This window comes from Lawsonibacter asaccharolyticus (assembly GCF_022453915.1).
Taxonomy (GTDB): domain Bacteria; phylum Bacillota; class Clostridia; order Oscillospirales; family Oscillospiraceae; genus Lawsonibacter; species Lawsonibacter asaccharolyticus.
Genome location: NZ_CP091870.1, coordinates 2,400,322 through 2,412,339 on the forward strand (window position 1 = coordinate 2,400,322; position 12,018 = coordinate 2,412,339).

Consider the following 12,018-nt stretch of genomic DNA (forward strand, 5'->3'; position numbering starts at 1 on the left):
AATTATATCAAATACCATTTTCTTTGAGAAGACTGTTCGGTAAAACTTTTTTCTTCTTCCATAGACTCTTGGCCACCGCAGCTCTGTTTTAATATATTACTCCCAAGAGCCTTCCACAAAAATAAAGCCGCACCCTTAGTGGAATTAGTAGAAACTTCGTAAAGAAGTTCCTCCCAAAGCCATTTGTAGAGCCAGCCGGAAGTAATTGAGTTGCAGGGAAATTCAATCTATTCGGAGGAAAATATCATGGAAAAGTCCATATTTGAGAAGATGGGCGAGACCTACCGCCAGGAGGGAGATTACCTTCTTCCCAATCTTACCACACTGGAGAGCGTGCCTGTTGGCATCTGGGGCCGGCGGCGTAGGCGGTACCTGCGGGAACACCGGCAGTCACTCTACACCGCCCTGCTTCTCAACGGGACGCTGGACGCCCACCTTGCAGACATTGACCGACAGGCTGAGGAAATGTTTTCTCAGTTAGTAAAACAGCTTGCGGACACTGAGGGTGTGACGGAGCAACTCAAAGCGGAATATCAGATGGAATGGGTAGGGCGCATGAACAATATCCGTAATCGAGCAGCAGAAACAGTTAATGCCGAATTGATTTTTAGGTAAGAAGGATAGGCTATATGGAAGAGGGACGCGGGGCAATACCCCGTCCCCTCTACTGCTATGAGATTTCCACAATCACTCTCACTATTTCATCAATAGTTTCCGAGCTATATCTTTTGATTTCTTTTACCCAAGGATAAATCGCCGAATCTTGAAACATTCCATATTTAGTATCATTTCTTTGTATGATAGGGTAGACTGCTGTTGAATGAAATTCTTTTACAAGCGTTGCTAATTCACGAGTAATGCTCCTGTAAAGATATCTGCAATGATAAAACTAGAATTTGAATACCACAATATTATGAGCAATTATTGCTTGCTATTAGGTATTTAATGCGATTCGCTGAAGGTCTTGAAAATAAAGGATTTTTTGCGGTGTGTTCTCCTTGTCCCCTTATTCGATTATCACACAAGTTTACTCTTGCCCTGACTGCCTATAGGGGCAAAACAAGGGCAGGACAATCCAACAATGGGGTATAGAAAGTGTGGCAATCGGAAAACTGTGATGTATGTGTGAATATATGACAGCGGAGGATTTCAATATGGATAAGTATATTTTTAACGAGAAGATAACGGCTTGTGGTATGAACTGACCGGCGATTATTATCTCCCATGCGTGACTGCACCTATTGAAGAAAAACAGTCTGTCAGCGTGTGGGGCCAACGGCACAAGCGGTATCCCAAAGAGTACCGTCCCGCATTATATAATGCTTTGCTACTGAGCGGGAACCTGAATGTCTATCTCGCCAGCATTGACCAGCAAGCTCAAGAACTGATGGAGACTATTATCCAACAGATGGCCGAGGCACAGGAGGCCACCGAAACACTGAAAGCCACCGATTAAATGACATGGATCGGTAAGATGAACAATATCCGAGCCAGTATAATGGAAGTTATAGATAAGGAGATCATATACGTATAGAGCAAAGTGATAGTAAGGTAATGACACAAAGTTAAGGAGCGATTGATAGAAAGCAACCGTCCTGTTTTATCCGAGGCTGGACCAGGAAAGAAAAAAAATCGGATTGGCTACCAGAAAATGGGCGAAAAGGGAACCTGAGTTGAGGCGATGCCCCTTTTTCGCTTCCATTGGTGTAGCCGTCCCCGGAAAGGTGGATAAAAATATGGCTGGGCCGGGGGCACTAGATCAGCTCAATGGAACGAGGCGGAGCAATGCACCTTCTGCAGAGAGGGGGCAGACAAACTGGACTGGACCAGTTGGCTGTGATTACCGCCCCCAAAGGCGAATGGAGGGTGGCCAAGTGGAAGGAGAAGTAGCCTTTTGGCTGGTATGTACTACGTCAGTCTTACGTCACCTTTGGAAAAATTACTTGTAACCAACGTCTCGATACAATGTATATTAAAAAATTTTTTACTAATCTTGATTATCTCAGCCATATTATTAAAGACAGTCTTGGTATTTCCCCCATAAATTTCTCAATTAACCGTAGGATTGGAGAATCGCAACACGTTCTGCCCTCTACTTGTTGCCCATCAGTATAATCCCAGAAATCGTCGGATGTCACAACGCAAATCATTTTTCCATCGCATTTAAGAAAAAATCAGCGTTTTCCCCAGCGAATCCCTCAGGCAATTTAATATCGATTCCATCCCACCAAAGGTAGCTAATTTGTCCTAATCTCCCCCCCCAAAAAATTAGCCGCCTTAAATTCTTTCGCTTCAGTGCTCTATATCTGTCTAAAACTTGCCTGTACCAACAGAATAATAAAAAACAAGGCCAGCAACACAGTTGCTGGCCTTAAAAAATTTGTACGGCTGATAAGTAGCGGACATTTGGAATTACACTTTAATTGTGGCTCGAAGGCAGTTGCATTGCCACACATGCTATCTTTAACGCAGAACGTATAGATCAAAACAAATTTTATAGGCTCCTCTCTGCCGCAAACCAATCTTCTTTCAAAATTTTTATGCCCCTACAAAGTCCGGCTTCTGTTTAGATAGAAACGCATTAACTGCCCGCTTATAATCTTCTGTTGTTTCGCACCTGCCCTGGCAATCCACTTCGGCAAGGATGGTGTCGGCATAGCCTGAGAACTGAGCTCGGTTAATTATCTCCTTAATATTGGCATATGCCACAGTAGGCCCATTTGCATATTTCTGAATGTACTCCCGGGTACGGGCCTCCAGCTGTTCTGCTGGTACAGCTTCGGTAAAGAGGCCCCATTCAGCGGCTTCTTTACCCGAGAAGCACCGACCACTGAGAAACAGGTCACTGGCCCGGGTGGTGCCGATGGCTCTAGTTACAAAATAAGTCGAACCGCAGTCCGGCACAAACCCAATATTAACAAAGGCAAACAGGCATTTAGATGTTTCACTGATGATCTGAAAATCACATGCTAAAGCTAGTGCGATACCGGCGCCGGCAATGGCACCCTCAATACAAGCAATAACCGGCTTTTTTACATGACGTAGGCGCAGGTTGGTCTCAGCCCCCGCACGGCAGGCCTGCCTTGTACCGCGTATATTGGCATCGATGCGGGCCTTCATGACATTTAGATCTCCGCCTCCGCAGAAGTTTCCTCCAGCTCCACGAAGTATCACGACTCGCACGTTATTATCGTAGTCACAAAGATCAAATGCATTGTGCAGTTCAATCTGTGTCTCTACATTCAGTGGGTTTCTCTTTGCCGGGTGGTTCAGAGTAATGTAGGCCACATGGTCTTTCGTCTCATAGAGAATATGTTTAAATTCCATTGTATTTTCCCTTCTTCTGATGATAAAAAATAATGTAGTAATATGGTTTTCCAATCTTATGGGCTAAGAACTTACAGTAGTTCAGCGCCCCGTAGGATCAGGATCCAGAGAAACAGTGAGACCATACTCAGAACTGACGTCCATACAGCACATTGTCGTGCCAGTTCTCCGTCACAGCCCATCTCTTCTGCCATGATCGCACCAGCTACCGCCATTGGCGTTCCCCATAAACCAAGCAGTGCGCCGGCAAAGGCAGGAGTCAGTGTGATGACTCCGAGATATTGCAACACAAACGCAGTCAAAAATCCGATTGCAGGAGCTCCGGCCAGGCGCATTAGGACACAAGCCACCAGTTCTTTGCACATTCCGCCCATGTGTGAGAAGTCCCACTGCGCGCCTAACGTAAGCAGAACGAGGGGTGTTGTCATATTTGCCAAATTTTCAATACAAGAGTAGATAAAATCCAAATCTCGAGAGAGAGAAAATACAAGTTCACCAGAGGTATCTCTCGGGATAAACTCTCGGGTAATCAGGCAACAAAATCCTGCAAAAATACCGATCAGCATAGGATTGGTAACCAGTTGACGCACGATTTTCCGCATATTAATCTGTGTTTCAATTTGATCTGAAAACATGGTTAAGCAGAATACCGCGGCGATATTGTAATAAAAAATACCGCTGGCCTGGAGTCCCACTGCCGCTGAAACTCCCGTGACACCACATAGGTTTTCTGCCAATACCATACCGAGTACGGCATAATTACTTCGAAAACTTGCCTGAATAATAACCCCATACCGGTTCCGCTGTTTGGTGATGCTAAAGGCAAGGATAAAGCCGGCCAGCGTAATAAAAATCAGGCTTGTAATGACTAAAATTGTAACATTCGGTTCAAGGGAATGGATGGACGGCAGCTCATAGACATTCCGAAACATCAGCGCACACATAGTGAATCGGAAAGAGAATGTACTAAGTTGTTTGAGCGTATGCCGATCAAAGCAATTCTTTTGCCCGATATAATATCCAAGCAACAGAAGAACAACAATGGGCGCAATCGCATGGAACGCATAGAAAAAGGTCTCTATCAAGTCAATCATTCTCCTAAACAATTCCATAGGCGGATGTTAGCAATACAGGGGCAGGGATATTCCCCGCCCCTGTAAAAAGATTGATGAATCATGGATAATATAGCCGCTTTATGTTACTTTACTGAGCAGCCTTTTCTTCCTTTTTGCGCTTGAGACTGGTACGGATGATAGGCAGGCAGATCATGATGATACCAGCCAGAAGGAACGCAACAGAGATGGGGCGGGAGAACCAAGGCATAATGTCACCCTGAGTAGAGACGATAGCGGTGCGTAGATTCGTCTCCACAATATTGCCCAGCACATAGCCAAGAACGATCGGTGCCAGAGGAATCTGATTCTTACGCAAGACATAGCCAAGAATGCCAATTGCGAGGAATACCCAGCAGTCGAAGATTCTGTTATTTGTGGAATAGGTACCAATCGCGCACATCAGGAGAATGATAGGGTAGAGGTAATTCATGGGGATGCGCAACAGATGGATAAATCCCTTCATTAGGCCCCACTCCATCACATACATGATGATGTTGCACAGCAGATAGCCAATGAAGACTACGCCAACTAGGTCAACATTCCGAGTAAATAGAAGGGGGCCCGGAGTAATGCCATGTACAATCAGTCCACCCATCAGAATAGCAGTAACCGTATCGCCGGGAACACCCAGACAGAGCATAGGAATCAGGGCTCCCCCGCAGGTAGCGTTGTTGGCAGTCTCAGAGGCGATCAGGCCAGCAGGATGGCCGGTACCAAACTTTTCCGGGGTCTTGGAGATATTTTTATTATACGTATAGGCAAGCAGGGAAGAAGTGGATTGGCCAATGCCAGGCAGGATTCCAATGCCGATGCCAATAAATGCAGAGGAAAGGAATGTGCCCAGAGTTCCTTTTAGCACTTTCTTGCCTGGAAAAGCAGGGACTTTCCCGCATTCGCCTACCGTAGACACCTGGTGGAGATTCCGAACCTGATCCAGAATTTCAGCCATCGCAAATAAGCCCATAAGGCAGGCCAGCATAGACAGGCCGGCGCTTAGCTGCCATTGGCCAAAGGTAAATCTGGGGACGTTGGACAGGGTGTCAATGCCCACCATTTTCAGCACAACACCAATTACGGCAGCAATCAGTCCCTTGACCACATCGTTGCCCGTAAGGCTTACTACGATGCAGAGACCAAAGATTCCCATTGCCGCGTATTCCCAAGTGCCAAAAAGCAGTGCCACTTTTGCCATAAGGGGAGAAATAAAGATCAGTGCGACTGCGCTGATAATGCCGCCAATAAAAGAGGCAAACACCCCCAGCGACAGCGCGACTCCCGCCTGGCCCTTCCTCGCCATTGGCGAGCCGTCAAAGCAAGTGACCAAGGAAGAGGGAGTGCCAGGGATGTTGAGCAAAATGGCGGAGATCAGACCGCCGGAGATTCCGCCCACATACAGGGCAATTAGAAGGGAGATGCCTGCCGTATGTGTCATGGAGTAGGTAAACGGTAGCATCAGGGTAACCGCAAGGCTTGCAGTCAGCCCAGGAATCGCCCCCATAACCATACCCATAAAAATTCCAAATATAAGATATATGAAAATAACCGGCTCACCCAGCAGGCCGTTGATGCCAGAAACGATATATTCCATTCTCTGTTCTCCTCATTCGGTGCGGGCTCACTACCAGGAACAGACTATTAAATCTTTTCCCAGCAAGAGCGGCGCACACTCAGCTCAGGTTGTTGTTGATAAACTCCACCGCCTCTTCCGCGATCGCATAGGCCTCCTGAGAGATTTCCAGACACTCGGTACCGGTGCAGAAAGTGGGCTCATAGTGCAGGTTCGCGGAGACGTCAGCCTCCCACTGGGGATCTGTGCAGGCGGCCTTATAAGCGTCCTCCAGGAACTGACGTACATTCTCAGGCACTCCTTTGGGGGCCATGACACCACGGTGCAGGCCATAGACAGTACCATCAGTGCTGTTCACACACTCAGTAAACGTGGGGACGTCAGGCATCCACTCAGTACGCTCCTCTGTCCAGGTACAAATGATCTTCAGGTCGCCAGACTCCGCATACGCAACCATCTCAGAGGTCTGACCGATAAACACGTCCAAATTGCCGCCAATGCAGGCAATACGGGCATCCGCTGCACCGCTGTAAGGGACGTAGTTGGCCAGGAAGTCACCGCGCTTCATAGCAATGGCAGCCGCCATGTGGTTGGTGGACAGGTTACCAGAACCGCCCCAGGTCTGCTCTCCAGGACGAGACTTTGCATCGGCGACCAGTTCTTCCCAGTTATTAATTTTAGAGTCCTTACCTACCGCAATACACATAGAATCGTAAGCGTAGCTGCAAACCCAGTTGAATTCGCTACCATAGTCCTGGTCAAAAACGCCGCCCAGATAGTAAGCGGACATAGACTCAGGGTGGTGAGCCACAATGCGGTGACCGCTCTGATCTCCGCCGGCAACGTCCATAACAGCCACTAAGCTACTGCCACCAACCATATTGGTTATGGTCACAGACTGAGGCAGATCAAGGGCTTCGGCCGCGAAGCGGGTCACGGCGTCCAGGCCACCGCCTGCGCTGTACGGAACCACAACCTCTATGGTCTTGGTAGGAAAGTCCAACGGCTCAGAAGAAGCAGCGGAACTAGATACATCGGCCCCGCCAGATGCAGCGGATCCGCCGGAAGCGGCAGGAGAATTCTCGGAGCCGCAGGATGCCAGACCCAGCGTCATGGCCATTGCCAGAGCAAAAGCAAAAACCTTCTTCATGGTATGTTCTCCTTCTTTATAAAATTAATTTAATAGTGCCTCAACGCCCATTAAAACAGAGAGAACTGGGGAAGAACAACAGTCAGGACAGTACCGAACAGATAGTAGCAAACTCCGGTGGTAATAATCGCACACAGGAAATAGGCCGCAAGCTTTTTGAAAATGCCTTTGCTGAAGAATTTCCCTTGGCTTTGCTCAAAGCTGTAATATGTGATCAGTGCGAACACAAATAGTACACTCGACAACAGGAAGCCAAGCTTGTCCAAAAGGAAGAGATAGAGTACCATTGCCAAAATAGTAACCACAGTGGCTCGGTTGAACAGAGGAGTACATTCCTTTTGAGACTTTTGACTGAGGGAGCGGACAATCAGGCAGATTCCCAGAATGCCCAGCATGATCATCACAATGGCCAAATACGTACCGGCCTGAGCCGCTTTGATTTTAATGCTCCCAGGAGGCAATGTGTTGGCGTAGATAATATTTCCAACTGCAAATACCACAAGAACAATACCATAGATCAGATCTCGCACCCACTGTTTCATTTTGAAGTTATGTCCCATTTTCTCACCTCCTTAGATTTAATTTAACCTCACAAATAGCATAGAGCAACATATCGCACCATGTTACAGTCTATATTATTTCGTGTAATCATACCACCCCTTTCCTGTTTTGCGGCCAAACTCGCCTTTCTTGTATTTTTCTTCCACAAGAGGGTTTGGTTTGTCGCGCTCATCTCCGCTGTCTGAATAACGATCGCAACGAACCAAATAGTTTACATCAATACCAGTCAAATCCATCAGCCGGAACGGCCCCATGGGATAATTGAGGCCCTTTTCACAGGCAATGTCGATATCCTCCACCGAGGCAACGCCGTGTTCCAGCATGGAACACGCTTCATTTGCCACTGCTGCATTGATCCGGTTCACTACAAAGCCTGGGATCTCTTTGCGGATTATAATAGGCGTTTTTCCGATAGAAACTACGAACGCCTTTGCGGATTCCACTGTCTCTTCGGCAGTATGGGGCCCCTTGACCAGCTCCACCAGCTGCATTACCAGCGCCGGGTTAAAGAAGTGAATATTCATCAGTCTCTTTGGGTTCTGAACAACATCTGCCAGCTTTGAGCTGACAATATTGGAACTGTTTGTACCGATAATGGCATCCGCCTTGCACAACTGGCTGATATACCTCAGCACCTCACGTTTGGTATCAAGCTTTTCAATGATCGCTTCCATAATCAAATCGGCCTGCTTAACGGCTTGATCGATATCACTGGTAATGATTAGATTTTCTGCCACCTCATTGGCCCTTTCCTGCGAAATTCTTCCTTTTAAGACCCGGCCGGCCAGATACTCCCCCGCCCACTTCTTGGCCTTCTCGACGGCGTTGAGAAAAGAGTCGCACAAATATACCCGATACTGGCATCCCCGGCAATTTAGCGCAGCATTCATGGCGATTTGTTGCCCCATAGCGCCGGCACCGATCACCGCCACGGTTTTAATTTCTTCGCTCTTCATAAGGTTACCTCTCATTTCATACACGCTCGATGATTGCGGCCATCGCCTGCCCTCCGCCGATACAGAGTGTAGCTAGGCCATAGCGACAATTGAGACGTTCCAGATTGTGAAGCAGTGTAACGATCAACCGAGCGCCAGTGCAACCCAGAGGGTGTCCCAGAGCAATGGCACCGCCGTTGATGTTGACCTTAGTTGGATCCAGTCCCAGATCCCGAATACATGCCACAGATTGAGAGGCAAAGGCTTCATTCAATTCCACCAAATCAAACTGGTTAATGGTCATTCCTGTACGCTCCAGGATCTTTCGTGTGGCGATCACAGGACCGTATCCCATAATCGCCGGATTCAGCGCTCCAGTGGTAATATCCACAATACGAGCCAGTGGGGAAAGTCCTGTTTCTCTTACCATACGCTCCGACATAAGCACCACAGCTGCGGCGCCGTCGTTTAATCCGCAGGCGTTGCCAGCCGTCACGGATCCATCGGCTTTTACAATGGGCTTCAGTCGGGAAAGCACTTCCATGGTTGTGCCGGGTCTTGGGAACTCATCAGTGTCAAAAACAAACGATGTCTTTTTCTCCTTCACTTGAACCGGTACAATTTCCTTCTTGAAGTAGCCCGCCTTAATCGCGGCGGTAGCTCTGCGCTGGCTCTCCACCGCGAAGGCATCCTGTTGCTCTTTGGTAATATGGAACCGTTCGGCTACGTTTTCAGCGGTTTTCGACATGCTAAGTCCCATTCCATAGATAGAAGCTGGTGCTGAGGTGGTACCCGCTTCAATATTGGAATCTACCAACTTCATTTTGTTACCACCCCAACGAGCATCTCTCAGGAATACAGGCGCACGACTCATATTTTCTGTGCCGCCAGCAACAATAACGCCAAGCTGGTCGCACCAGATTTCCTGACAGCCGGAAAGGATTGCCTGCATGGAGGATGCGCAAAGACGGTTTACAGTAAATCCGGGTACAGATTCGGGCAGCCCCGCCTCCAGTGCGGCGCATCGGGCGATATTTGAGGCCTCAGTGCTTTGACGAACCTCACCAAGGATGACCTCGTCCACCATGGTTCCATCGACGTGCGCCCGCTCCAACACTTCCCGGATGACAAGTGCGCCCAGCTCATGGGCGGGGACCGTCTTTAAAGATCCACCGTATTTTCCAATTGCAGTGCGGACAGCTCCCATAATGTATACATTTTCCGTACAAAACTACCTTCTCTCTTTAAGACGTTACGACAACTACTATTAATGACCTGTAAAACTAGCCTTTCTCCTTTCCAGAAAGGCGGCAGTCCCTTCTTTACGATCATCTGTGCTGAAGGCAACCGTCTGAGCCAGCCGTTCCATCATCAGGCTAGTGTTCATATCGGTCTCGGCGCCAAAATTCATAACTATTTTAGCCAGACTCACCGCCGTCGGTGCCTTTGAACAGATGGTACGTGCCATCTCTTCTGCCGCTTCCATAAGCGAGGCGCGGTCGTCCGCGGTTACAACGTTGACTAGCCCAATAGAATGTGCCTCCTCGGCAGAAATGACGCGGCCTGTGTATATAAGCTCTTTTGCCCGTCCAATACCAATGAACCTGGCTAGACGCTGGGTTCCACCGGCGCCTGGAATAATACCAAGATTTACCTCAGGCTGGCCAAATTTGGAGCGGCTGGTGGCAATGCGGATATCACAGGCCATGGCCAGCTCGCAACCGCCGCCAAGGGCATAGCCATTGATAGCACAGATAACAGGTTTATAAAGATCCTCCAGCTCCTTTAACGCAGTAGAAGCCGTACCTTGGAGCATTTTTAAGTAATCACGATCATGAATCTCACGAATATCCGCTCCACTGGCCAAGGCCTTGTCACCGGCACCGCTTATAATGACAACCTTAACAGCATTATCAGCCCGAGCGGCACAAACAGCTGAGCTAATGTCCTTCCACATTTCCGGCGTTAAGGCATTTCGGGCTTCAGGACGATTGAGAGTAAGGAAAAGAATACCATCCTTTACGTTATATGAAATATTCTTAAATTCCATCATATGAGCCCCGCTTCTGCCATTTCATGAAGCTTTTCGTCGCTCCAATTCAGCAGTCCCTGATAGATCTCTCTGTTATGCTGACCAAGCTTTGGAGCTCCTCTGTGTTCACTGCGGTAGCCGGAAGACATTTTGATAGGTGTTCCCATCATAGGGATTTTTCCCAACACAGGGTCTTCCACTTCAATGACCAAGTCTTTCTCGTCCACATAGTCCCCATTGGCTAAATCCATCGGGGTATTGAGAGGCCCATTAGGAACACCAGCCTTCTCCAACATTGGAACAAGCCAGTCACACGATTTATCTTTCAACCAACTACAGATTATGGCCTCCAGTTCCTCTACATTTTGAACTCTCAAGGTGTTATTCGCAAAACGTTCGTCATTTAACCGTTCATCGCCAATCAGACGTGCAAGCCCCTCATACATTTTTTGGCTGGAAGCAGCAATATAAACGTAACCGTCTTTTGCTGGATACAGGTTGCATGGGGCAACAGTTGGCCGACGGTTTCCGGTACGCAGACAAGTCTTGCCCGTTAATCTCTGTTCCACTATGCGCCATTCAAGGCCACAGATCAGCGCATCGGTAATGGCCACATCCACCAGCTGCCCTTCACCGGTATGTTCACGGCCCCAAAGAGCAATCAGAATACCCTGAACCGCCTGATAAGCTCCATTGTAGTCTCCTGTAATGGTGCCGGTTTTAAAGGGAATACCGTCTGGATCTCCGTTGCAGGCCATCTGCCCGGACATCGCCTGCATTACCATGTCCAGCGCCTTTTTATCCTTGTAGCGCCCATAGAGGCCAAAGGCACTGATATAGCACGCAATGACTTTGGGGTTGCGCGCCTTAATCACATCGTAATTTAAGCCGCACCGCTCCAAGTAAGACGCAGTGTAATTGGTAATAAACACATCAGCGGTCTCAATCAGCTGAAGCAGAATTTCAAGTCCCTCGCTCTTTGTAATGTCCAGGGAGATAGATCGCTTGTCACGGTTGAATGAGCGGTAATACAGACTCTCTCCTTGGTAAAACGGCCCATTTCCGCGGGTAACATCTCCAGTGCCGGCACGCTCCACATGGATTACATCGGCCCCCCACTCTCCAAGGATCTGACCTGCCAGCGGGCCGGCGACCCAATGCGTCAATTCAATAACACGAAGCCCCTCTAAATTCATCGACACGGTCTTTTCAGCTCCTTACCTCGTATAATCATTTTAATAAAATCTGACGTCAGACGTCTTATGTAGATAATATCTAAGCATAGTAAATTTGTCAAGTCTTTTTCTTTGTTTATTTTATTTTTGTTTATT

At 48.1% G+C, this 12,018-nt stretch carries 11 protein-coding genes; 2 read left to right on the forward strand and 9 right to left on the reverse strand.

Annotated features, from left to right (window positions below):
• The first annotated feature begins 246 nt into the window (after positions 1 to 246).
• On the forward strand, positions 247 to 615 hold the full coding sequence (locus tag L9O85_RS11515) for a TnpV protein (RefSeq protein ID WP_301578664.1): 369 nt from the start codon (positions 247 to 249) through the stop codon (positions 613 to 615).
• A 574-nt stretch (positions 616 to 1,189) separates the two neighbouring features.
• On the forward strand, positions 1,190 to 1,456 hold the full coding sequence (locus L9O85_RS11520; RefSeq protein WP_430688772.1) for a TnpV protein: 267 nt from the start codon (positions 1,190 to 1,192) through the stop codon (positions 1,454 to 1,456).
• A 1,082-nt stretch (positions 1,457 to 2,538) separates the two neighbouring features.
• Here L9O85_RS11520 and L9O85_RS11525 read toward each other — a convergent pair.
• From L9O85_RS11525 to L9O85_RS11565, 9 genes are all read right to left on the reverse strand, one after another.
• Positions 2,539 to 3,327: an enoyl-CoA hydratase/isomerase family protein gene (locus L9O85_RS11525; protein ID WP_301578665.1), complete on the reverse strand. Its 789-nt coding sequence runs from the start codon at positions 3,325 to 3,327 to the stop codon at positions 2,539 to 2,541.
• 71 nt (positions 3,328 to 3,398) lie between these two features.
• Positions 3,399 to 4,412 (reverse strand): AEC family transporter, encoded by a 1,014-nt coding sequence (locus L9O85_RS11530; RefSeq protein WP_301578667.1) that lies wholly within the window; start codon positions 4,410 to 4,412, stop codon positions 3,399 to 3,401.
• 118 nt (positions 4,413 to 4,530) lie between these two features.
• Entirely contained in the window at positions 4,531 to 6,030 is a 1,500-nt protein-coding gene (locus L9O85_RS11535; protein ID WP_301578668.1) for a tripartite tricarboxylate transporter permease, read from the reverse strand.
• 79 nt (positions 6,031 to 6,109) lie between these two features.
• The gene (locus L9O85_RS11540) at positions 6,110 to 7,159 is read right to left on the reverse strand and encodes a tripartite tricarboxylate transporter substrate binding protein (protein ID WP_301578669.1); all 1,050 of its coding nucleotides are present in this window, start codon (positions 7,157 to 7,159) and stop codon (positions 6,110 to 6,112) included.
• Positions 7,160 to 7,209: 50 nt separating this feature from the next.
• Positions 7,210 to 7,719, reverse strand: coding sequence for a tripartite tricarboxylate transporter TctB family protein (locus L9O85_RS11545; RefSeq protein WP_301578671.1), 510 nt, complete (start codon positions 7,717 to 7,719; stop codon positions 7,210 to 7,212).
• A 75-nt stretch (positions 7,720 to 7,794) separates the two neighbouring features.
• Positions 7,795 to 8,676: a 3-hydroxyacyl-CoA dehydrogenase family protein gene (locus L9O85_RS11550; RefSeq protein ID WP_301578672.1), complete on the reverse strand. Its 882-nt coding sequence runs from the start codon at positions 8,674 to 8,676 to the stop codon at positions 7,795 to 7,797.
• Positions 8,677 to 8,692: 16 nt separating this feature from the next.
• On the reverse strand, positions 8,693 to 9,862 hold the full coding sequence (locus L9O85_RS11555) for a thiolase family protein (RefSeq protein ID WP_301578673.1): 1,170 nt from the start codon (positions 9,860 to 9,862) through the stop codon (positions 8,693 to 8,695).
• A 60-nt stretch (positions 9,863 to 9,922) separates the two neighbouring features.
• Positions 9,923 to 10,705, reverse strand: coding sequence for an enoyl-CoA hydratase/isomerase family protein (locus L9O85_RS11560; RefSeq protein ID WP_301580161.1), 783 nt, complete (start codon positions 10,703 to 10,705; stop codon positions 9,923 to 9,925).
• Positions 10,705 to 11,883 (reverse strand): CaiB/BaiF CoA transferase family protein, encoded by a 1,179-nt coding sequence (locus L9O85_RS11565; protein WP_301580163.1) that lies wholly within the window; start codon positions 11,881 to 11,883, stop codon positions 10,705 to 10,707. The genes L9O85_RS11560 and L9O85_RS11565 overlap by 1 nt, the downstream gene beginning before the upstream one ends.
• Between the last annotated feature and the right edge of the window lie 135 nt (positions 11,884 to 12,018).

Bases quoted from the DNA above. Each gene is read 5' to 3' on its own strand.
- L9O85_RS11555 (WP_301578673.1), bottom strand. From the start codon at position 9,862: ATGGGAGCTGTCCGCACTGCAATTGGAAAATACGGTGGATCTTTAAAG.
- L9O85_RS11560 (WP_301580161.1), bottom strand. From the start codon at position 10,705: ATGGAATTTAAGAATATTTCATATAACGTAAAGGATGGTATTCTTTTC.
- L9O85_RS11525 (WP_301578665.1), bottom strand. From the start codon at position 3,327: ATGGAATTTAAACATATTCTCTATGAGACGAAAGACCATGTGGCCTAC.
- L9O85_RS11550 (WP_301578672.1), bottom strand. From the start codon at position 8,676: ATGAAGAGCGAAGAAATTAAAACCGTGGCGGTGATCGGTGCCGGCGCT.
- L9O85_RS11545 (WP_301578671.1), bottom strand. From the start codon at position 7,719: ATGGGACATAACTTCAAAATGAAACAGTGGGTGCGAGATCTGATCTAT.
- L9O85_RS11515 (WP_301578664.1), top strand. From the start codon at position 247: ATGGAAAAGTCCATATTTGAGAAGATGGGCGAGACCTACCGCCAGGAG.
- L9O85_RS11540 (WP_301578669.1), bottom strand. From the start codon at position 7,159: ATGAAGAAGGTTTTTGCTTTTGCTCTGGCAATGGCCATGACGCTGGGT.
- L9O85_RS11565 (WP_301580163.1), bottom strand. From the start codon at position 11,883: ATGAATTTAGAGGGGCTTCGTGTTATTGAATTGACGCATTGGGTCGCC.
- L9O85_RS11535 (WP_301578668.1), bottom strand. From the start codon at position 6,030: ATGGAATATATCGTTTCTGGCATCAACGGCCTGCTGGGTGAGCCGGTT.